This is a genomic window from Micromonospora sp. AMSO12t (genome assembly GCF_008806585.1).
Classification (GTDB): domain Bacteria; phylum Actinomycetota; class Actinomycetes; order Mycobacteriales; family Micromonosporaceae; genus Micromonospora; species Micromonospora reichwaldensis.
Genome location: NZ_WAAS01000003.1, coordinates 35,771 through 56,393 on the forward strand (window position 1 = coordinate 35,771; position 20,623 = coordinate 56,393).

The 20,623-nt window shown below is 73.9% G+C and carries 21 protein-coding genes; 10 read left to right on the plus strand and 11 right to left on the minus strand.

Features of this window, described 5'->3' with window-relative positions; all coding sequences use genetic code 11:
* Positions 1 to 7: 7 nt before the first annotated feature.
* The 3 genes from F6X68_RS00980 to F6X68_RS00990 all read right to left on the minus strand — a co-directional run bounded on the left by F6X68_RS00980 (position 8) and on the right by F6X68_RS00990 (position 5,724).
* On the minus strand, positions 8 to 3,706 hold the full coding sequence (locus tag F6X68_RS00980) for a S8 family serine peptidase (RefSeq protein ID WP_151452437.1): 3,699 nt from the start codon (positions 3,704 to 3,706) through the stop codon (positions 8 to 10).
* 111 nt (positions 3,707 to 3,817) lie between these two features.
* On the minus strand, positions 3,818 to 4,240 hold the full coding sequence (gene dtd / locus F6X68_RS00985) for a D-aminoacyl-tRNA deacylase (protein ID WP_151452438.1): 423 nt from the start codon (positions 4,238 to 4,240) through the stop codon (positions 3,818 to 3,820).
* Complete coding sequence (locus F6X68_RS00990; RefSeq protein ID WP_192581216.1) at positions 4,240 to 5,724, minus strand: methyltransferase; 1,485 nt, start codon at positions 5,722 to 5,724, stop codon at positions 4,240 to 4,242. Before F6X68_RS00990 ends, dtd begins: the two co-directional genes overlap by 1 nt.
* A 178-nt stretch (positions 5,725 to 5,902) precedes the next feature.
* Here F6X68_RS00990 and F6X68_RS00995 point away from each other — a divergent pair, with 178 nt between their 5' ends.
* Together F6X68_RS00995 and F6X68_RS01000 are read left to right on the plus strand one after the other, a co-directional pair.
* Complete coding sequence (locus tag F6X68_RS00995) at positions 5,903 to 6,484, plus strand: HhH-GPD-type base excision DNA repair protein (protein ID WP_151452439.1); 582 nt, start codon at positions 5,903 to 5,905, stop codon at positions 6,482 to 6,484.
* A gap of 56 nt (positions 6,485 to 6,540) precedes the next feature.
* On the plus strand, positions 6,541 to 7,779 hold the full coding sequence (locus F6X68_RS01000; protein ID WP_151452440.1) for a low temperature requirement protein A: 1,239 nt from the start codon (positions 6,541 to 6,543) through the stop codon (positions 7,777 to 7,779).
* A gap of 9 nt (positions 7,780 to 7,788) precedes the next feature.
* Here the strand turns inward: F6X68_RS01000 and F6X68_RS01005 are convergent, their stop codons facing one another.
* Positions 7,789 to 8,100: a hypothetical protein gene (locus F6X68_RS01005; protein ID WP_132233013.1), complete on the minus strand. Its 312-nt coding sequence runs from the start codon at positions 8,098 to 8,100 to the stop codon at positions 7,789 to 7,791.
* Positions 8,101 to 8,113: 13 nt separating this feature from the next.
* On the minus strand, positions 8,114 to 8,401 hold the full coding sequence (locus F6X68_RS01010) for a hypothetical protein (RefSeq protein WP_225851882.1): 288 nt from the start codon (positions 8,399 to 8,401) through the stop codon (positions 8,114 to 8,116).
* 106 nt (positions 8,402 to 8,507) lie between these two features.
* Here F6X68_RS01010 and F6X68_RS01015 point away from each other — a divergent pair, with 106 nt between their 5' ends.
* Complete coding sequence (locus tag F6X68_RS01015) at positions 8,508 to 8,864, plus strand: DUF3099 domain-containing protein (protein ID WP_151452442.1); 357 nt, start codon at positions 8,508 to 8,510, stop codon at positions 8,862 to 8,864.
* Between the two features lie 25 nt (positions 8,865 to 8,889).
* Here F6X68_RS01015 and F6X68_RS01020 read toward each other — a convergent pair whose 3' ends face one another.
* Together F6X68_RS01020 and F6X68_RS01025 are read right to left on the minus strand one after the other, a co-directional pair.
* Positions 8,890 to 9,786: a carbohydrate kinase family protein gene (locus F6X68_RS01020; RefSeq protein WP_151452443.1), complete on the minus strand. Its 897-nt coding sequence runs from the start codon at positions 9,784 to 9,786 to the stop codon at positions 8,890 to 8,892.
* The gene (locus F6X68_RS01025; protein ID WP_151452444.1) at positions 9,783 to 10,712 is read right to left on the minus strand and encodes a pseudouridine-5'-phosphate glycosidase; all 930 of its coding nucleotides are present in this window, start codon (positions 10,710 to 10,712) and stop codon (positions 9,783 to 9,785) included. Before F6X68_RS01025 ends, F6X68_RS01020 begins: the two co-directional genes overlap by 4 nt.
* An 87-nt stretch (positions 10,713 to 10,799) precedes the next feature.
* Between F6X68_RS01025 and F6X68_RS01030 the strand changes: the two genes are divergently transcribed.
* From F6X68_RS01030 to F6X68_RS01040, 3 genes are all read left to right on the plus strand, one after another.
* Positions 10,800 to 11,018, plus strand: a complete 219-nt coding sequence (locus tag F6X68_RS01030) for a DUF3039 domain-containing protein (protein ID WP_089001394.1) — start codon at positions 10,800 to 10,802, stop codon at positions 11,016 to 11,018.
* 40 nt (positions 11,019 to 11,058) lie between these two features.
* Positions 11,059 to 11,709 carry a trimeric intracellular cation channel family protein gene (locus tag F6X68_RS01035; protein ID WP_151452445.1) on the plus strand — a complete coding sequence of 217 codons (651 nt, stop codon included), beginning with the start codon at positions 11,059 to 11,061 and terminating at the stop codon, positions 11,707 to 11,709.
* 195 nt (positions 11,710 to 11,904) lie between these two features.
* Entirely contained in the window at positions 11,905 to 13,635 is a 1,731-nt protein-coding gene (locus F6X68_RS01040) for a DEAD/DEAH box helicase (RefSeq protein ID WP_151452446.1), read from the plus strand.
* A gap of 140 nt (positions 13,636 to 13,775) precedes the next feature.
* On the opposite strand, the gene F6X68_RS01045 is transcribed toward F6X68_RS01040, so the two are convergent.
* Together F6X68_RS01045 and F6X68_RS01050 are read right to left on the minus strand one after the other, a co-directional pair.
* Complete coding sequence (locus F6X68_RS01045; RefSeq protein WP_074474066.1) at positions 13,776 to 14,009, minus strand: hypothetical protein; 234 nt, start codon at positions 14,007 to 14,009, stop codon at positions 13,776 to 13,778.
* Positions 14,010 to 14,253: 244 nt separating this feature from the next.
* On the minus strand, positions 14,254 to 15,864 hold the full coding sequence (locus F6X68_RS01050; protein ID WP_151452447.1) for an RNA polymerase sigma factor: 1,611 nt from the start codon (positions 15,862 to 15,864) through the stop codon (positions 14,254 to 14,256).
* A 288-nt stretch (positions 15,865 to 16,152) separates the two neighbouring features.
* Between F6X68_RS01050 and F6X68_RS01055 the strand changes: the two genes are divergently transcribed.
* Positions 16,153 to 16,968 carry an inositol monophosphatase family protein gene (locus F6X68_RS01055; RefSeq protein ID WP_151452448.1) on the plus strand — a complete coding sequence of 272 codons (816 nt, stop codon included), beginning with the start codon at positions 16,153 to 16,155 and terminating at the stop codon, positions 16,966 to 16,968.
* A gap of 44 nt (positions 16,969 to 17,012) precedes the next feature.
* Here the strand turns inward: F6X68_RS01055 and F6X68_RS01060 are convergent, their stop codons facing one another.
* On the minus strand, positions 17,013 to 17,528 hold the full coding sequence (locus tag F6X68_RS01060; protein ID WP_192581217.1) for a LytR C-terminal domain-containing protein: 516 nt from the start codon (positions 17,526 to 17,528) through the stop codon (positions 17,013 to 17,015).
* Between the two features lie 435 nt (positions 17,529 to 17,963).
* Here F6X68_RS01060 and F6X68_RS01065 point away from each other — a divergent pair, with 435 nt between their 5' ends.
* Entirely contained in the window at positions 17,964 to 18,260 is a 297-nt protein-coding gene (locus F6X68_RS01065; RefSeq protein ID WP_013284790.1) for a DUF4193 domain-containing protein, read from the plus strand.
* Positions 18,261 to 18,399: 139 nt separating this feature from the next.
* Entirely contained in the window at positions 18,400 to 19,269 is an 870-nt protein-coding gene (locus tag F6X68_RS01070) for a hypothetical protein (RefSeq protein ID WP_225851884.1), read from the plus strand.
* A 162-nt stretch (positions 19,270 to 19,431) separates the two neighbouring features.
* Here the strand turns inward: F6X68_RS01070 and F6X68_RS01075 are convergent, their stop codons facing one another.
* Positions 19,432 to 19,932, minus strand: a complete 501-nt coding sequence (locus F6X68_RS01075) for a DUF3093 domain-containing protein (RefSeq protein WP_192581218.1) — start codon at positions 19,930 to 19,932, stop codon at positions 19,432 to 19,434.
* A gap of 90 nt (positions 19,933 to 20,022) precedes the next feature.
* Here F6X68_RS01075 and dut point away from each other — a divergent pair, with 90 nt between their 5' ends.
* Positions 20,023 to 20,601, plus strand: coding sequence for a dUTP diphosphatase (gene dut, locus F6X68_RS01080; RefSeq protein WP_151452450.1), 579 nt, complete (start codon positions 20,023 to 20,025; stop codon positions 20,599 to 20,601).
* Positions 20,602 to 20,623 lie beyond the last annotated feature (22 nt).

Sequence of the window (20,623 nt, forward strand, 5' to 3'; positions counted from 1 at the left end):
AACCAGCTCACCGCAGGCCGTACGCCCGGATGAGTTCCTGCCGGATGCCGAAGCCGGCGTCCGTCTTGGCGCCGGCCCGCACCGACACGAAGCCACCCGGCTGCCTCGGCAGGGCGAGCGAGCCGGTCCAGCGGTCACCCGCGCCCTTGCTCAGGGTGACCTTCCGCCAGTTGGCGCCGTCGTCGTACGAGACGTCCAGCGTGACCGACGTGACCGTGCCGGTGCCGGTGCCGCCCGGCTGCGGCCCGGCCTTGACGCTGATCCGCTGGGTGGTGCCCGCCTTCACGTCGCCGCGCAGGTCGGTCTCCAGCGTGTAGTCGAGCTGGAGCAGCGCGAACGGGACGAAGTTGTCGGCGGTGTTCGAGCCGGAGACGAAGTCCCACTCGGTGTGCGTGCGGGTGGACAGCCGCCACCGGTCGGCCGGCCGCGAGGCGTCCAGCACCAGGCGGTACGGCAGCGTGCCGGCGGGCACCGGCGTCCATTGCAGGTCCGAGCTCCAGGTGTTCTCGTCCACCAGCTTGTCGCCCTGGTAGAGCTTGAGGTGGGTCGGCACCGAGCCCCACTCCAGGTTGCCGCCGTGCTCCAGCACGTCGTCCGACGGGCTCCAGGCCTGCACGTTCAGGGTCATGTAGTCCCCGTAGCGGCTGTTGCGCACCCCGAACGCCCGGCTGAAGGCCGGTCGGACGGCCGGCGCGAACCAGTCCAGCCTGGTCGTGCTGCCCTTGGCGTACGTGTTGAGGTAGGCCGTGTCGGTCCAGCCGCCCTGGTCGTGCACCTCGTGCCAGACCACGTCGGGCGTGACCCACTCGGTGCGGGTGCCCGGGTGCGACTCGCTCTCCGGGAAGCCGAACGAGGGGCTGAAGACCATGTCGTAGCGGTAGCCGGAGCCGGGGGAGTCGACGGCCGCGTGGTAGCGGGCGTCAATCCGGCCCAGGTCCCGCTGCCGGGGGTGGTAGGCGAGCGACCGGTCCGGCACCTGTCCGGGCCAGACCCGGGCCAGGTCGTAGACGTAGCCGGCGTACGGGACCCGGGTGACGGTCAGCTTGCGCGGCCCGCCCCGGGTCGCGGCGATCAGCTGCTTGCCGGCGTCGCGGTGCACGGTGGCGACGGGGATGGCGGACTCGCCGACCCACTCGTTGAGGATGCCGGCGCCGTCGTTGACGACCAGCAGCAGCTTCGCCCCGGCGGCCGCCGCGGCGGCGGCCCGGGCGGTCGGGTCGACCGCGTCGCTGCGGGTCACCACCACGGCCCGGCCCTTGACGTCGAGACCGGCGTACGCCTCCGGAGCGCCGGTGCCCGCGTAGACGGGTCGCAGCGTCTCGGTGCCGGCGGTGATGGTGCTGCCCGGCTGGACCGTGGCGTCGATCGGGGACCGGCCGGGGATGCGCAGGCTCAGCATCGGCTCGCCCTTGCGCCACCGCGCCGCCATGGTGAACGAGACCGTGCTGACCCGCTCGGTCGGCAGGACGTACAGGTCGTCGTAGCGGATCGGCAGCTGGTACGCCGCCCGGAAGTCGCTGCCGTCGGCGTACCCGACGGTGTAGTCCAGCTTGCGCTGTCGTTCCTCGGTCCGCTCCGGTGCGGCGGTGTCGAGCAGCCGTGCCCGGCGCGCGTCCAGCACCACCTCGGCGCCGCGGTCGAGCACGGTCTCCGGGTCCACCAGCAGGGCGAAGCCGAGCCGGTCGGCCCGCTCGCCGGGAACGTCCAGCACGGCCTCCACCGTGTAGGTCCCCTTCGGCAGGCGCAGCGTCCGCTCGCCGGTGACCGGGTACTGCCCGGGGTTGGGCTCGCCGGCCCGGTTCACCACGACCGTCGCGCTGGCCGGCTTGCCGTCGCGGCCGACCAGCTTGACCTTCAGGTCGTACCGCTCGTTCTCCTTGAGCAGCCCCAGCGCGGTACGGGTGACCGCCGTGCCGATGGCGGCGTCGGTGCCGACCAGGTAGCCGGTCAGCTCGCCGTGGGCGTCGCCGCGCGGGTCGCCGGTGACCGCGACGTCGGCGCTGCCGCCCGCCGGCACGGTCACCGTGGAGGCGCCCAGCGTGAACGGGCCGCCGCCGGTCAGGGCGAGGTCGAGGGTCACGGCGGCGGTGCCGGAGTTGGTGAAGGTGACCGACCGGGTGACCGGGGCGTCGGTCGGCTCGTGCGGCCAGTCGAAGGTGCCGAAGAACGCCGAGCCGGTGGCGCGTACGGTGCCGCGCACCGCCGCCGCCACGTCCAGCCGGCCGGTGCCCACCTGGTACGGCCGGTAGTCGTCGGACAACCCCTTGGCGCTGCTCATCAGCGCGTCCTTGAGCTGCTGCCCGGTCCAGTCGGGGTGCCGCTGGGCGAGGATCGCGGCGGCCCCGGCGACGTGCGGCGTGGCCATCGAGGTGCCGTCCATGCCCTGGTACGCGCCCTCGCCGGCGGCCTGCTGCGAGCGGGCCGCGACGATCCCGACGCCGGGTGCGGCGAGGTCCGGCTTGAGCGCGCCGGTGCGGGCCAGTGGGCCGGTGCTGGAGAAGCCCGCCAGCGCGTCCTGCTTGTCGACCGCGCCGACCGTCAGCGCGCTCGGCGCGGTGCCGGGCGACCCGATGGTCTGCGGGCCGGAGTTGCCGGAGGCGACGACGAAGAGCGTGCCGTGCCGCGCGGAGAGCGTCTCCACGGCGGCGGTCATCGGGTCGGTGCCGTCGGTCAGCGAGCCGTCGCCGAGGCTCATGTTGACCACGTCGGCCCCGGACTCGGCCGCCCACTGCATGCCGGCGATGATCCAGGAGTCCAGGCCGTACCCGCCGTTGTCGAGCACCTTGCCGACGATCAGGTCCGCGCCCGGGGCGACGCCCCGGTTGCCGCCGCCGGAGGCCGCGCCGGTGCCGGCGATCGTCGAGGCGACGTGGGTGCCGTGCCCGTTGACGTCGGAGGTGTCCTCGCCCGGCACGAAGCTGACCTTGTCGTCGACCTGGTCGACGAGGTCGGGGTGGCTGGGGTCGACCCCGGTGTCGAGCACCGCGACCCGTACTCCGCTGCCGTCGTACCCGGCGGCCCACGCGGCGGGCGCGCCGACCTGGGGCACGCTCTCCTTCAGCGCCGCCGTCACCCGGCCGTCGAGCCAGAGCTTCGTGACCCCGCCGCCGAGGGCCCGGGCCGGTGCCGTCGCCGTGGCGGGCGCGAGGGTGGACCAGAGGGTGCGGGCCTGCTTCTTCTCGGTGGACAGCGCCGCGCCCTGGATGCTGGGCAGGTCGCGGACCAGCTTCGCGCCGCGCGGTGGCGCCGGCTTCGCCGTGCGGGCCTTCGCCGGGGTGTACGCCGCGATCAGCGGCAGCGTGGGGGTCTTCGCGTCGTCGTACCCCATCTCGATGAGGTCCGTGACGTTGAACAGCCGCCGGTCGAGCTTGTCGCTGTCCAGCAGCGGCAGGGCCTCGTCGGGCAGGACGTACAGGTCGTCGCCGCTCTGGCGGAAGCGCACGCCGCCGGTGGCGTCATCGGGCCGGTCGACCTCGGCGGTGGCCTTGCCGTCGGCGGAGGTGGTCACCGTGACCACGTCGCCGGTGATCAGGGTGACCGTGTGGGTGTCCCGGGTGGCGGCGGGGGCGGCCGGCGACGGGCCGGCCGCCGTCGCCGGGGCCTGGATCGCGGCGAGGCCGGCCGCGACCATTCCGGTCGCCGCCGCGGCGGCGGTGAGCCGCCGTCTCGTGCGACCCCAGGTGAAGGGCTGTGAGGGGGATGACATGCGATGGTTCTACCGTCGTCGGCCGACCCCCGTGAACAGTTGGCGGCGGCGGTGTTGCGCCACGACGGGACTCCGCCACCGGGATCCGGCGCCGGCCGCCGGCCCGGCCGGTCAGATGTCGAGCAGCACCGTGCGGGGGCCGACGTTGACGCTCTCGACCAGCATGTGGGCGCGGAAGCGGCCGGTCTCCACCTTGGCGCCCCGGGTGCGCAGCGCCGTCACGACCTCCGTCACCAGGGGCTCCGCGACCTCGGCCGGTGCCGCCGCGGTCCAGCTCGGACGGCGACCCTTGCGGGCGTCGCCGTAGAGGGTGAACTGGCTGACCACCAGGACCGGCGCGCCGGTGTCCGCAGCGGACCGTTCCTCGTCGAGGATTCGCAGCTCGTACACCTTGCGGGCCATGGTCCGGGCGGTCTCGACGGTGTCGGTGTGGGTCACCCCGAGCAGCACCAGCAGCCCGTCGTCGATCGCGCCGACCACCTCGCCGTCGACCGTCACGGCGGCCCGGCCGACGGTCTGCACCACGGCCCGCATCAGTCGGCGACCGGCTCGATGAAGCCGCGCTCGACGAGGTGCGCGACGATCGGCCCGGCCGCCTCGGCCAGCTCCCCGGGGGTGACGTCGTGTGCGGCGGCGAGCAGGGCGAGCTGGTCGCGCAACGCCAGCCGCCCGTCGGCCCCGCCGACCAGGGCCAGGACGAGCGGGTCGATCTCCTCGGTCCAGCGCAGGCCGTGCGGCATGGCCAGCACCTGCCGGTCCACCGCCCAGCCCTCGTCGCCCATGGTGGCCTCCTGCCGCAGCTGGAGGCCCTCGGCGGCCCGGAAGCGGGCGGCGAGCAGCCCGTCGGTGTCGCGGGCGCGCAGCCAGTCCTGGCGGTCGAACCACGTGTCGACCCGGTCGCCGAGCGGCGCCTCCACCCGCTGGCGCAGGTCCTCCACCCGCACGATCGGGTCGTCGTGGCCCGAGCGGCGCAGCGAGACGATGCCGAAGCCGACCGCCTCCACCTTGTGCGCGTCGAACCAGTCCAGCCAGTCCGCCATCCGGCGCGGGTCGGCCGCCTCGCCGACATCGGTGAGCCACAGGTTGACGTACGCCATCGGGTCGGCCACCTCACGCTGGATGACCCAGGCGTCCAGCCCCGTGCCGGCGAACCAGCCGGTCACCCGCTCGCCCCAGTCCTCCCCGGCGACGTGCACCCAGTTGGCCAGGTACTGCATGGTGCCGCCCTCGGTGAGCAGGCCCGGCGCGGCGGCGGCCAGTTCCGCGCCGATCGCGTCGCCGACCCGCCCCGAGTCGCGGTAGACGTGCGTGGTGGTGCCGGGGCCCACCACGAACGGCGGGTTGCTCACCACCAGGTCGAAGCGCCGCCCGGCGACGGGGGCGACCATGTCACCGCGGAGGAGTTCCCAGTCCTGGCCGTTGAGCGCGGCGGTGGTGGCGGCGAAGCGCAGCGCCCGCGCCGACAGGTCGGTGGCGGTGACCCGCCGCGCGTGGCTGGCCAGGTGCAGGGCCTGCACGCCGGACCCGGTGCCCAGGTCCAGCGCGGCCTCGACGGGCCGGCGGACGGTCGCGCCGATCAGCGTCTGCGTCGCCCCGCCGATGCCGAGCACGTGCTCGGCGTGCAGCGGGCGGCCGGGCCGGGCACTGGCGGGCACGTCGGCGAGCACCCACCACTCGTCCCCGTACGGCTCCAGGTCCACGCCCATCCGCAGCCCGTCGCCGTGCCGCTCGACCAGGCCCCCGGCGAGCGCCTCGGCCAGCGACAGCGGCGCCAGCGCGGCGGCCACGGCGGCCTCCGGCTCGGTCTGCTCGCAGACGAACACCCGGATCAGGGTGCCGAGCGGGTCGCGGTCCTCGGTGGCGCGCAGCGCGGCCCGGAAGTCGTTGCGGGCCACCCCGCCGGTGGCCTGCGGGCCGAGCCGGGTGGCGATGCCGTTCGAGGTGAACCCGGCCCGCGTCAACGCGGTCCGTAGCGCCTCGACGCCGGCGGGGGAGAGCAACATGTCGTGTCCGTCCACGTCGCCATCCTGCCTGGTGCCCGGCAGCGGGGTCCGGCCACCCGGCGGATCAGAGCCGGGCCCCGGCCGCACGCAGCCGGGTCACCTGCGCTCCGGTGCCGGCCCGCAGGCCGACACGTGCCCTGCCAACTGCGGCCTACGCACCTCCGCCGGTCGCCGGTCAGGGCAGGATGGCGCCATGACGCTCGCACTGCCCATCGACCCCGAGGCCAACGAACTCGTCAACCGGGATCCGCTGGCCCTGTTGCTGGGGATGGTCCTCGACCAGCAGGTGCCGATGGAGAAGGCGTTCTCCTCGCCGTACGTGCTGGCGCAGCGCCTCGGGCGCGACCTGGACGCCCGGGAGTTGGCCGACCACGACCCGGAGGCGCTGGTCGCCCTGTTCGCCCGGCCACCGGCGCTGCACCGGTTCCCGAAGGCGATGTCGGCCCGGGTGCAGGAGGTGTGCCGGGCCCTCGTCGACCGGTACGACGGCGACGCCGCCGGGCTCTGGTCGGACGTGGGCGACGGCCGGGAGCTGCTGCGCCGGGTCGGTGAGCTGCCCGGCTTCGGCAGGCAGAAGGCGCAGATCTTCGTCGCGCTGCTCGGCAAGCGGTTCGGGGTCACGCCGAAGGACTGGCGGGAGGCGGCCGGCGACTACGGCGACCCGGACGCCCACCGGTCGGTGGCCGACGTCACCGACGCGGACTCGCTGCGCCGGGTGCGCGAGTACAAGCAGCAGATGAAGGCGGCGGCGAAGGCGAAGTCCACCGGGGGCTGACGCAACCGCGCCGTCGTGGCGGTCGTTGTAGCCAGGATGGCGACGACGGGCAGCCGATGACGGACGAACGCGGCGGGCGGTTGCTGCGGCCGGAGGACAGCTCGCCCCGGGCCACCTTCCTGGAGCTCTTCTTCGACCTGGTCTTCGTCTTCGCGCTGACCCGGGTCTCGCTGCGCCTGGTCGAGGGCACCGGAGGCTCCGGCGGGATGCTGCTGGCCGAGATCGGGCGCACGGGCGTGCTCTTCCTGGCCCTGTGGCTGCTCTGGTCGATCACCACCTGGGTCACCAGCCGGTACGAGCCGGAGCAGCCGGTGATCCAGTTCGTCGTGGTCGGGACGATGTTCGGCGCCATGGTGATGGCCGTGGCGTTGCCCCGGGCGTTCGAGGACCGGGCTGCCTCGTTCGTGTTGGCGTACCTGGCGGTGATGCTCGTCCGGCCTCTGATCATCGCCACGGCCCTGCGCCGCCATCCGCGCCGCACGGTCCCGCTGCGGCTCTTCGCCTGGGCCGCCGCGGGGGCCGTGCCGTGGCTGACCGGGGCGGTCGGGCCGGAGGAGCTGCGCCTGCCGCTCTGGGCGCTCGCCGTGGTCGTCGACTTCGCCGGCCTGCTGCTCGGCTGGCCGCTGCCCCGGCTGGGCCCGGCGCGCACCGCCGGCTGGCTGATCGCCGGTGAGCACCTGGCCGACCGGTACCAGCAGATCTTCCTCATCTCGCTGGGGGAGACCATCCTGGTCATCGGGCTGACGTACAGCGGCACGGAGTTCAGCGCCGACCGGGCCGGCGCCTTCGCGACCGCCTTCGCCACCACGGCGCTGCTCTGGCGGATCTACTTCCACCGGGCGGGGCACCTGCTCGCCGAGGCGCTGCGGGTGGCCCGGTCGCCCGGGCGGCTGGGCACCTCCGCCAGCAGCACCCATCTGGTCATCGTGGTCGGCGTGCTGAGCACCGCCGTCGGTTACGAACTGGTGATCGTGCACCCGCACGGCCGGACCGACCCGACCTGGCTGGTCTTCGTCGTCGGCGGCCCGGCGATCTTCCTGGCGGCCCGGGCCCGCTTCGAGTACGAGATATTCGGCCGGGTGTCCCGGTCCCGGGTGGCGGGCCTGCTGGTGTTGCTCCTGCTGGGCCCGGCGCTCACCCTGGTGTCACCGATGGTGGCCCTGGCGCTGGTCGCCGTGGTGTTGGCGGGGGTGGCGTCCGCCGACGCGCGGCGCAGCAGGGGCCGCCCGCCCGAGCCGGCCGCGTCGCCGCTCGGGCACGGCGGGACCGGTGGCGGCGAGTTTCCCGCGCCGTGACGGGGTGGGTCAGGCGGCGGTCGGCCGGGAGAGGGCGGCCAGCGCCCGCCGGACGTCGGCGAGGGAGACCGTGGCCGAGTCGTCCAGGTCGGCCAGGCCGGCCTCGATCCACTGCCGCATGAGCGTGGTGACCCCGATGCCGCGCGCGTCGGCGGCGGCGCGGACCTGCTCGTACGTCTCCAGCGGCAGGCGCACCGAGCGGCTGACCATCGGGGTGTCGGTGTCGGGGGTGGGAAGCTCCACCTGCTGGCTCCCGTCGATCAGCTCCGCGAGCCGGTCACCGCCGCTGTGGAACTGCTTGGTCGCGTCGTTACGGTTCATCGTCACCGCCTCCTCATCGGCGAGATCTCCGCACGGCCTCGTCGTAGCGTTTCGCCTCGACGTCGCTCAGCTCGCGGGCGGAGAGGATGTCCCAGTCGTTGTCGGTGCCGTCGGCCTCGGCGAGCAGCACGGCCAGCCGGCGCCCCCGGCGGGCGGCGGCGTAGACGACCATCACGTCGTCGCCGAGGTGTCGGATGACCCGGCGGGTGCTGTGCAGCGCCTCCCAGACTTCCCCGGGCGTGACGTCGTAGACCCTCAGGTTGGCCAACGCCTCGTCGGTGAAGCTGAACCTGCTGCCCACGGCGCGAGCGTACCACGCAGGTAACACGGGGCCGGGTCGAGCGATTTTCGCTGATCACGCGCCGCAGGTGACAGGATGGGGCGTAACCCCCTCGAGGAGGTCCGTGGTGAAGCGTCAGGCGTACCAGCCGATCCTGATCACCGACGCCTCGCGCAGCCAGGACGACCAGCTCACCAGCCGTCAGAAGCGTTACGTGCTGATGATGGGCATCCGGGTGGCCTGCGTGATCGTCGGTGCCGTCCTGGTCGGCGTGCAGGCCCCACTGCTCTGGCTCTGGCTGCCGATGGTGGCCCTGGGCATGGTGCTCATTCCGTGGCTGGCCGTGCTGCTGGCCAACGACCGCCCGCCCAAGGAGGAGCACCGGCTGGCCAACCGCTTCCAGCCGCGGCACCGGGACGAGACCCCGCCGATGAGCCTCACCGCCGAGGAACGTCCGCACAAGATCATCGACGTCGAGCCCTGATCCACCCCACCCGCCGGCCCACAGGTCAGGGGGAGGGGCGGGCGCCGATCTGGGAGACCGCGAGGGCGCCGAGATCGCCGGCGCGGCCCAGCGCCACCGCCGGCTGCGCGCCGTCGAGCCAGGCGGCCAGCAGCCCGGCCGCGAACGCATCCCCGGCCCCCGTGACGTCGACCACCGACACCCGGCGGGCCGGCGCCACCGCCACCGAGGCGTCCCGGTCCACCCAGACCGCCCCGGCCTCGCCCTGCTTGACGACGATCCGCCGGGCGGAGGCCGACAGCGCCCGCCCCTGCGCCGCCGGGTCCAGCCCGCCGGCCAGCACCGTCGCCTCGTCGGCGTTGACCAGGAGCAGGTCGACCCCGCGTACCCAGGACAGGAAGGCCGCCGCGCCGACCCGCCGCAGCGGGGCCGCGGAGGCCGCGTCGACACTGGTGGTTAGCCCGCGCTCGCGGGCGGCGGCCAACGCCCGCAGCCCCGCCGGTCGGGACTCGGCGTCCAGCAGGGTGTACCCGGACAGGTGCAGGTGCCGCGCGTCCGGCGTCGCCGTCAGGGCCGCGTCGACGTCCCCCGGGTTCAGCCGCAGGTTCGCGCCCCGCTCGGTGATCATCGACCGCTCCTCGGCAGTCGCCAGCACGATGACCGTCCCGGTGGCGCGGTCCGGGCACACCCGCGTCGCGCAGTCGACCCCCGCCCGCTCCAGCTCGGCCACCCGGTCCCGCCCGGCGTCGTCGTCGCCGACGGCGCCGACCAGCGTGACAGGTACGCCCTGCGCGGCGAGCCAGGCCGCGGTGTTGGCGGCCTGCCCGCCGCCGCTGAACCGGATCGCCGCCGGCGTGTCCGACCCGGTGGCCACCGGCCCCGCCAGCACCGCCACCACGTCGGTGATCAGGTCACCGACGACGAGGACGCGGCCTGCGGTCATGCCCCGGCGCGGCGGGCGGCCGCGGCGACGGCGATCCGGGCCGCGAGGTCGGCGTTGCGCAGGATGATCCGGACGTTCACCGCCAGGCTCGCCCCCTCGGTCGCCGAGTGGAAGTGCGCGAGCAGGTAGGGCGTCACGGCCTTGCCGGTCACCCCGTCGCGCTCCAGCAGGGCCAGCCCGTCGGCGAGGGTCCGGTCGTGCAGCTCCGGGTCGAGCTGCTCGTCGGTCGGCAGCGGGTTGGCCACGATCAGGCCGCCGTGGTGTGCGCCCTGCTGCTCGCGAGCCACCAGCACGTCCGCGACCTGCTCCGGGGAGTCCAGCGACCAGTCCAGGTCGAAGCCGCCGTCGGTGATGAAGAAACCGGGGAAGCGCCGGGTCCGGTAGCCGACCACGCCGACGCCGAGGGTCTCCAGCCGCTCCAGGGTCGCGCCCACGTCGAGGATCGACTTGACCCCGGCGCAGACCACCGCGATCGGCGTACGGGCCAGGGTGACCAGGTCGGCGGACTCGTCGAAGGTCTGCGCCGCCTCCCGGTGCACCCCGCCGAGGCCGCCGGTGGCGAACACGCCGATCCCGGCGGCGTCGGCCACCGCGCTGGTCGCGGCCACGGTCGTGGCGCCGTCCGCGCCGGTCGCGGCGGCGACGGCGAGATCGCGTACGGAGAGCTTGGCGACCCCGTCGACGGTGGCGAGCCGGGTCAGCTCCGCGTCGTCCAGGCCCACCACCAGCCGCCCGCCGACCATGCCGATGGTCGCCGGGACCGCGCCCGCGTCCCGGACGGCCTGCTCGATCTCGCGGGCCACCCGCAGGTTGTCCGGCCGGGGCAGGCCGTGCGAGACGATGGTGCTCTCCAGGGCGACGACGGGACGCCCGTCGCGCAGGGCGTCGGCAACCTCGCTGCCGTAGCAGATGTGAAAGTCGGTCACGTCACCACCGTACGGCCCCCGTCCGGGCGACCTGAAGTGGACCGGAGCGGGGGTGACCTGCCAGACTTGACGGTCGGAGGTGCAGAAGTGAGCACAGAGGTTCTCGAGCGTCCGGAGCTGAAGGACGCCGACACCGGTCCCGAGATGTTCCACTACGTGCGCAAGGAGAAGATCGCCGAGAGCGCCGTCATGGGCACTTTCGTCGTCGCGCTGTGCGGGGAGACCTTCCCGGTCACCAAGGCCGCCAAGCCCGGCTCGCCGGTCTGCCCGAAGTGCAAGGAGATCTACGACTCCTGGGGCGAGTGAGCGTGGGCGACCCTCCCGGTCGCGCACGTAACCTTCGCCGGTGACCACCTCCACCGCCCTGCTCCTCGCCGACCTCACCGGGGTGGCGGTCTTCGCCGCCTCCGGGGCCTCCGCGGCGGTGGCCAAACGGCTCGACCTCTTCGGCGTCGTCTTCGTCGGCTTCGTGGCCGCGCTCGGTGGCGGGATCTTCCGGGACCTGGCGATCGACGAGGCGCCGCCGCTGGCCTTCGGCGACTGGCGGTACGCCGCCACGGCCGCCGTGACCGCCGCGGCCGTCTTCTGGCTGCACCCCCAGTTCGCCCGGCTGCGCACCACCGTGCTGGTGCTGGACGCGGCCGGGCTGGCGCTGTTCACGGTCACCGGCACGGTCAAGGCCCTCGACGCCCAGGTGCCGGCGGTGGGGGCCTGCGTGATCGGCATGCTCACCGCGATCGGCGGCGGCCTCGGGCGGGACCTGCTCACCGCCGAGATCCCGGTGGTGCTGCGGCGGGAGATCTACGCCGTCGCCGCGCTCGCCGGCTCGATCCTCGTGGTGCTGCTGGACGCCCTCGGGCACGCCAACGCCGGCTGGCTCACGGCTGCGGCGGTCTTCGTCTTCCTGCTGCGCCTGGTGTCGCTGCGCCGCCGGTGGTCCGCGCCGGTGCCGACCACGCGGCCGTCCAGGACGGGCATGCGCGGCCGGCGGGAGTGACCCAGGGCGGCGCTCGTAACCGGGCGGAGGCGGTGGGACCGGCGTGGCCCGTATGTCGCGTGGGCCCGGCGGGGCGGCGCTGGTTATGCTGGGTCGGCCTTCGCGGCACCCACTGCGCGGAGGCGTTTTCATGGGCGGCGGTACCCGTGGCCCTCGCCCGGGGTCCGCCGTCAGGCGGTCGGAGAGGAGCTTCCCGTGGCGGCCCGGTTGCCGGCGATCGAGACGTTTCCGGCACTGCGCGCATGGCAGCGCAAGGCACTCGTGGAGTACCTGCGTCGGCGGGACCCCGACTTCACGGCGGTCGCCACCCCCGGCGCCGGAAAGACCACCTTCGCCCTGCGGATCGCCGCCGAGCTGCTCGCCGACGGCACCGTCGAGGCGGTGACCGTGGTGGCGCCGACCGAGCACCTGAAGACCCAGTGGGCGCAGGCGGCGGCCCGGGTCGGCATCCAGCTCGACGCCGCCTTCCGCAACGCCGACCTGCACTCCTCCGCCGACTTCCACGGCGCGGTCGTGACGTACGCGCAGGTGGGCATGGCGCCGCACGTGCACAAGCGGCGCACCCTCACCCGGCGCACCCTGGTCGTCCTCGACGAGATCCACCACGCCGGGGACAGCCGCTCCTGGGGCGACGGGGTGAAGGCGGCCTTCGAGGGCGCCGAGCGCCGGTTGATGCTCACCGGGACCCCGTTCCGCTCCGACGACAACCCGATCCCGTTCGTCGAGTACGAGCGGGGCGGCGACGGCCTGCTGCGATCCCGCGCCGACTCGGTCTACGGCTACGCCGACGCGCTGCGCGACGGCGTCGTGCGGCCGGTGCTCTTCCTGGCGTACTCGGGGGAGACGCGGTGGCGCACCAACGCCGGGGAGGAGCTGGCGGCGCGGCTCGGCGAGCCGATGACCCAGGACCTCGTGGCGCAGGCGTGGCGCACCGCGCTGGACCCGGCGGGCGACTGGATGCCGCAGGTGCTGCGGGCCGCCGACGCCCGGCTGACCGTGCTGCGCAACGCGGGGATGCCCGACGCCGGCGGGCTGATCATCGCCAGCGACCAGCAGACCGCCCGCTCGTACGCGAAACTCATCGCGCAGGTGACCGGCGAGCGCGCGGCGGTGGTGCTCTCCGACGACGTGGGCGCCTCGGCGCGGATCGCGACGTTCGCGGCGTCCGAGCAGCGCTGGCTGGTGGCGGTCCGGATGGTCTCCGAGGGCGTCGACATCCCCCGGCTGGCGGTCGGCGTCTACGCGACCAGCGCCAGCACCCCGCTCTACTTCGCGCAGGCGATCGGCCGGTTCGTCCGCGCCCGCCGCCCCGGCGAGACCGCCTCGGTCTTCCTGCCCAGCGTGCCGCACCTGCTCGGGCTGGCCAGCGAGATGGAGGTCGAGCGGGACCACGTGCTCGGCAAGCCCAAGGAGCGCGAGGGCTTCGACGACGACCTGCTGGAGCGCGCCCAGCGCGACGACCAGGCCAGCGGCGAGCTGGAGAAGCGCTTCGCCGCGCTCTCCGCCACGGCCGAGCTGGACCAGGTGATCTTCGACGGCGCCTCGTTCGGCACCGCCGCCCAGGCCGGCACCCCCGAGGAGGAGGAGTACCTGGGCCTGCCCGGGCTGCTCACCGCCGACCAGGTGGCCCTGCTGCTGACCAAGCGGCAGCAGGAACAGCTCGCGGCCCAGCGCCGTCAGGCCGCCAGGCCGGCTGAGGCGGCCGCTGCGGCGCCCACGGCGCCGCCGGCACCAATGAGTGCCGCCCAGCGTCGGGTCGCCCTACGCCGCCAACTGAACGGCCTCGTGGCCGCCCGGCACCACCGCACGGGGCAGCCGCACGGGAAGATCCACGCGGAGCTGCGCCGCCTCTGCGGCGGCCCGCCGAGCGCCCAGGCCACCATCGAGCAGCTCGAGGAACGCATCGCCACCGTCCAGACCCTCTGACGGCTGTCGACCGGCCCGCCACCGGTGCCCGGGATCGGGCGTGCCGGGCGGATCGGGCGTGCCGGGCGGGGGAGACGCAAAAGCCGGCCGGAGGCCCCCTCAGGGGGCCTCCGGCCGGCTATGTCGTGGGTTTGCGGATCTCAGTTCGCCATCAGATCGGCGCCACGCCAGCTGAACTCCGGGTCCGTCGCGAACCGCACGGTGATCTTCACGAGATCCTCCGCGTACTTGTTCGCGTGGTGCCCACAGAACACCAGCTCGCTCCCACCCGCCAGAGTGATCCGGAGCTTGCCGGCAGCATTGCAGCGGTCGCACCGTTCATCGGCGGCTGGGGGAGCCACCGTCTCGGGCGGCGGCGTGAGGGTCGGGGTCATCGCCTTCCTCCTCTGGTCGTCACCGATGAACACTCTCTTCGGTCTTTGCTCACCTATCGTGCAACACCCTGTCCCGGCGCTGCCTTCCCTGTGTGCCCGCGGGGGACCGAGGTCACACATGGCAGGGACAGTGTGCCGTGCACCAAGGGTGCCACGTCAACGATCACAATCGTGCAACCGAACGATCACCTTCCGACGTTGCACGCCAGGTGGTCAAAACGACACGTTCGGTTGACGATCGCGATCAGTCCAGGTAGTCCCGGAGCACCTGCGAACGCGACGGGTGACGCAACTTGGACATCGTCTTGGACTCGATCTGCCGGATGCGTTCCCGGGTCACCCCGTAGACCTGGCCGATCTCGTCCAGCGTGCGCGGCTGGCCGTCGGTCAGCCCGAAGCGCAGGCGTACCACCCCCGCCTCACGCTCGGACAACGTCTGCAGCACCTGCTGGAGCTGATCCTGCAGGAGCGAGAACGAGACCGCGTCGACCGCGACCACGGCCTCGGAGTCCTCGATGAAGTCACCGAGCTGGCTGTCGCCCTCGTCGCCGATGGTCTGGTCCAGCGAGATGGGCTCCCGGGCGTACTGCTGGATCTCCAGCACCTTCTCCGGTGTGATGTCCATCTCCTTGGCGAGCTCCTCCGGGGTGGGCTCGCGGCCCAGGTCCTGGAGCAGCTCGCGCTGGATGCGGCCGAGCTTGTTGATGACCTCGACCATGTGCACCGGGATGCGGATGGTGCGGGCCTGGTCGGCCATGGCCCGGGTGATCGCCTGCCGGATCCACCAGGTGGCGTACGTGGAGAACTTGTAGCCCTTGGTGTAGTCGAACTTCTCGACCGCGCGGATCAGGCCGAGGTTGCCCTCCTGGATCAGGTCGAGGAAGGCCATGCCGCGACCGGTGTAACGCTTGGCCAGCGAGACCACCAGCCGGAGGTTGGCCTCCAGCAGGTGGTTCTTGGCGCGCTCGCCGTCGCGCGAGATCCAGCCCAGGTCCCGCTGCATCTCGCGGGTGAGCTTCTCCTCGCCCTCGTCGGCAGCCCGCAGCCGCTCCGCGGCGTAGAGCCCGGCCTCGATCCGCTTGGCCAGCTCCACCTCCTGCTCGGCGTTGAGCAGCGGGACCTTGCCGATCTGCTTGAGGTAGGCCCGGACCGAGTCGGCGGAGGCGGTCAGCTCCGCGTCGCGACGCGCCTGCTTGAGCGCCTCGGACTCCTCGTCGTCCCACTCGAAGTCGTTGTCGCTGGCCGAGTTGGCGGCGTCGGTCTCGGCGGCGCGGGTCAGCTCCGCCGGCTCCTCGACGACCACGTCCTCGATCGCGGCGGCCAGCTCCTCCGGGTCGATGTCGCCCTCGGCGCCCTCGCCCTTGGCCTTGCCGCCGGCCTTGGCCGGCTTGGCGCCGGCCGCGGCGACCGTCGCCTTGGTCGCCCGGGTCGCCTTGGTCGCCTTCGCGGGCGCGGCGGCCTTGGCCGCCACCTCGGCGGTCGTGCCGGTGGCCTTGCGTGGGGCGGCCTTGCGCGGGGCGGGCGCCGGGGCCTCGTCCGCGGCGGGCGCCTGCTTCGGGGCGGGCGCGACGGCCTTCTTGGTGGTCTTGGCGGTGGTGGCCCGGGACGCGGGAGTGGCCGATCGGGCGGCGGCGACGCGGCGGCGGGTGCTCGCCGAGCCGTCGACCACCACGGTCACTCCCGCCTCGGAGAGCGCCCGCAGGATCTTCTTGGCCTGGGCCGGAGTCACCTCGGCGGACTCGACGGTGCGCGCGAGCTGAGCCGACGTGAGCTGGCCGCCCGCGCTCTGCGCGTGGGCGATCAGAGTGTCGGTGAGCGAGCGAACGTCGGCGCCGGTCTGGCGGGGTTCTGTCACGAATGACCTTCCGGAGGCGAAGAGCGAGCACGGCCGGGTCGTCCGACGCAGAGCGGGGCACCTTGCCGGGCGATGTGGTTGAGGGACCCCCGTGTCCCGGGCCGGCCGGTCGTTGGCGGTCCGTCGCAGCGTGGGCAGGGGTGAATTGTAACGCCGTCTGCGGCGATCATCCCGCGCCGCACGGCGGACCGGCGGCGGGGACCGCCGATTCGACGTAGATGTGGACTTTGTAAGGATGGTACAGCGCGTGACCCGGAACACCCCGGCCGTGCGGGAAGGGGACGAACGATGGATCGCTCGGCGCCGGCGGAACTGCTGGACATCGCGGTCGAGGTGGCCCGGGACGCGGCCGCCACCGCGTACCGGATGAGGGTCGAGGGCGTGTCGGTGGCGGCCACCAAGAGCACGGTCACCGACGTGGTGACCGCCGCCGACCGGGCGGTCGAGCGGCAGGTGATCGACGCGCTGCGCCGGCTGCGGCCGGGCGACGCCGTCCTCGGCGAGGAGTACGGGGCGGGGGAGACCGGCCCGGTCGCCCCCGGCGGCGTCCGCTGGATCGTGGACCCGATCGACGGCACGGTCAACTACCTCTACGGGATCCCGCACTGTGCGGTGTCGCTCGCCGCCGAGGTCGACGGCGAGGTGGTCGCCGGGGTGGTGCGCAACGTCAGCACCGGCGAGGAGTGGACGGCCACCGCCGGCGGGGGCGCCTGGCGCGACGGCGAGCGGCTGCGCTGCTCCACGGAGACCGATCTCGGCCAGGCGCTGGTCGCCACGGGATTCGGCTACGACCCGGGGCGCCGGGCGCACCAGGCCCGGGTGGTCGCCGAGCTGATCCCGCACATCCGGGACATCCGTCGGTTCGGCGCCGCGGCGCTGGATCTCTGCCTGGCGGCGGAGGGGCGGGTGGACGCCTACTACGAGAAGGGGCTCGCGGCCTGGGACCAGGCCGCCGGTGCCCTGGTGGCGACCGAGGCCGGGCTGCTGGTCGCCGGGCTGGGCGGGCTGCCGGCCGGCCCGGACCTGGTGATCGCCGCGCCGGCGGCGCTGTTCAAGCCGCTGCACGACCGCCTCGCGGACCTGGACGCCTCGGGCGGTCCCTGACCGGCCGGCGCCGTGCCCCCGGCGGGACCGGGGGCACGGCGTGGTCAGTCGTCCTCGGACATCGGGCAGGACTCGGCCGGTGCGACCGGCGCGCCGAGGTCGCCCAGGGACTGGTTGACCTCGGTGGTGGTGGCGAGCTGCTGGAAGCCGCCGCCGAGCACCACGTCGACGACGTCGTCGGTGCGCTTGGCGTCGTAGTCCCACTCGGCGTTGTCGAGGAAGTACGCCCGCAGCAGGTGCGCCGAGCCGACGCCCTTCGGGCCGTAGCGCAGGACCGCGATGTCGTCGATGTGCTTCTTCTCGTTGCCGACCTTCTTGACCTGGAACTTACGGTTGCGGAAGTCGTCCGCGACGGTGCTGGCCCGACCCGCTTCGTCGGTCGCGTTGTAGACGTTGATCTTGACGTCCTTGGGTTCCCGCAGGGTCACGTCGGCCATCGGCCAGCCCTCGGGGCAGCCTCCGGCGAGGCCGGCGCTGCTCTGGGTGTCGCGGACCAGTGCGACGACCACGAAGACGAGGGCCAGCACCGCCAGCAGGCCGACGACAACGAGTGCTCGCACTCGTGCAAAGCTCATCAGGGTGCTCCCCGGACAGTGGGTGGGTGGTGGCGGCCGCCGGTGGTCGGGCCGCCCCGCCGGCCGTCGAGTACGCCGCTGAGGTTAACGGTTGTCCGGCCGTCGCGTGGAAACAGCCGGACATGCCGGCGCGCCATCCGGGAACCGGGTAGTACTACCCCTATCTTCGTGTCGCCTGAGTCACATTGGGAACAACTTCGCGTGCGGGGGCGTACATCTCAGCCACGAGGGCGGTATACATGCCTCGCCAAATGGGGGGGTATGGTTCCGCGCTCGTCGGGTGTTCCTTGGGGATGCCTCCGTCCGTGCTGTCTTCGGGTCGGGTGACCGACACAAGTGGTGGCCGGCCAGCGGAACCGAAACAGCGTCGTCCGGCGTTACAACCGGAAGCGACAACATCGATATGGGAGAGTGAAACCGATGGCCACCGACTACGACGCCCCGCGTCGCGACGAGGTCGACCTCGGCGAGGACAGCCTGGAAGAGCTCAAGGCCCGACGCGTCGACTCACAGTCGGGCGCCGTGGACGTCGACGAGGCCGAGGTGGCCGAGAGCTTCGAGCTGCCCGGCGCCGACCTGGCGGACGAGGAACTCACGGTCAAGGTGCTGCCGATGCAGCAGGACGAGTTCCGGTGCGCCCGCTGCTTCCTGGTGCACCACCGCAGCCAGTTGGCGGTCGAGCGTAACGGCGACCTGATCTGCCGCGAGTGCGTCTGACACCGTGCGTCCGCACCAGCGGCGGCTCCCTCGTCGGGGCCGCCGCTGCCCGAGCCGCCGTGCGGCATTCCCGGGGACCTGCTTGACTCGTTGACGGGTGACCGTCATGACGACGTCGGTCCATTCGGGAGGTCGGTCCATGAGCGAGCGGAGCGAGTCCGGCGGCACGCGTGGCGCGGACCAGGGCCGCGCCGACGGCGCGGACGACCCCGTCGCGCGGGACGACCATGCCGACGCGGTGCCCGCGCGCGGCACGGACGAGCTGGGTGCCACCGTCGCGGCCCTGACCGCCGACGACGTCGAGCCGGCGCGCCGGCGGCAACTGCTCGGCCGGCTCGTCGGGCAGGCGCGGGCGCGTGGGCTGACCGACCTGTTCAAGCCGAAGAGCGCGGTGCGCTGGATGGTCGACACGGTCGCCGAGGTCGCCCCGCACGTGCCCGTACGCGACCTGGCCACCCTGCGCCGGCACTTCGACGGCCTGGACGGCGAGGCGTTGGCCGAGCGGCTGGTCCGCAACGCCGCGCGGACGACGGCCGGCATCGGCGCCGCCGGCGGGGGAGTGGCGGCGGTCGAGTGGGCGGTCGCCCCGACCCTGCTCTCCGCGCCGGTCCTGCTGGCCGCCGAGACGGTCGCCGTGGTGGCGGTCGAGCTGAAGCTGATCGGCGAACTGCACGAGGTCTACGGGGTCCCGGTGCCGAGCGGCGGCACCCAGCGGGCCGTCGCCCTGGTGCAGTCCTGGGCCGGCCAGCGGGGGATCAACCCGATGATGCCCGGTGTCGGGGTGAGCGCCGTGCTGGGCACCGCCGCGCGCAAGGAGCTTCGGGACACGCTGCTCAAGCGCTTCGGCCGCAACCTGACCACCCTCGGGCCCTTCCTCACCGGGGCGGCGGTGGCCAGCTACCTCAACCGCCGGGCCACCCGGACCATGGCGGACCAGCTCCGCAGCGACCTGCGTCGCCAGGCCAAGGCCCTGCCGGACGCCCCGCCGGCCCTCCCCGGCGCCCGCTGAGCGGGCAACGGCACCGAGCACGGGCAGGGTCCCGAACGCCGCCGGACAGCGTCGGAGCGAACGGGCAGCGGCCGGACGGACGGACAGCGCCCGGGCAGCCGGGGCCCGAGCGGAGGGACCGGCGTCGGGCAGCGGGACGGCGCGACCGGGCGCCGGACGAACTCAGGCCCGGGCGGCGTCGCGGGCGGCGAGGAGCGCCTCGGCCAGCTCGACCGGGTGCCGGGTGCTGACCACCCAGAACGGGGTGGGGTCGGCCGGGTCGTCGAGGACCACCTGCACGGCGCCGGGGATCCACGGCCGCTGCACCACGAACGCCAGCGGGTCGGCGCCGACCCCGAGCACCTCACGCCGGCCGGCGGCGTCCAGCGGGACGACGTCGGCGACGAACCGAACCGGCAGCCGGGCGTCGTCCACCCGCAGCTCGTCGTCGCGTACGGCGATCCGGATCCGGCCCAGCCAGGCCAGGCCGGCGACGGTCGCCGGGAGCAGCACGACGAAGGGCAGCCAGGCGCGGACGCCGGGGGCGCCCATCCAGACCTCGAGGGCCAGCAGCGTGGCCGCAGCCAGGCCACCCAGCCACAGCCACCAGGGCAGACCGAGCCGCTCGGCGTGCTGCGGGGGCACCGCCGCGGGCGGCGCCGGGGACGGCGAGGATGGTGACAGGCTCACTCCTGCGAGGGTACGGCGCACGACGGGCGACGGAACCGGCAGGATGGCAGGGTCACCCCAGGAAACGGACGGAAGAGGAGAACCGTGACCGACGTCGTACCCGTGCCCGTACGGCAGCTCGACCCCGAGCTGCCGCTGCCGGCGTACGCCCATCCCGGCGATGCCGGCGCGGACCTGGTGGCCGCGGCGGACGTCGAGCTGCCACCCGGCGGCCGGGCCCTGGTCCCGACCGGCGTGGCGATCGCGTTGCCCGAGGGGTACGTGGGCCTGGTCCACCCCCGTTCGGGGCTCGCCGCCAGACTCGGCGTGACGGTGCTCAACGCGCCCGGTACGGTCGACGCCGGCTACCGGGGTGAGATCCTGGTCAACCTGATCAACCATGATCGGGAGACACCGGCGAAGATCTCCCGTGGTGACCGCATCGCGCAGCTCGTCGTGCAGCGGGTGGCGCGGGCGGACTTCCGGCCGGTGGCCGAGCTGCCCGAGTCCCGGCGGGGGACCGGCGGCCACGGCTCCACGGGCGGCCACGCCGGCCTGGTGCCGTCCCCGGCGGACGGCGGGCAGGACGCGGCCCCGGAGGCGCCGGACGGACGGCGGTCGCCGGACGTGCGACGGGAAGAGCGGGACCGGGCAGGCGGCCGGACGGAAGAGGTGGCAGGGTGAGAGCGAACAGCGGAGGGTTGGC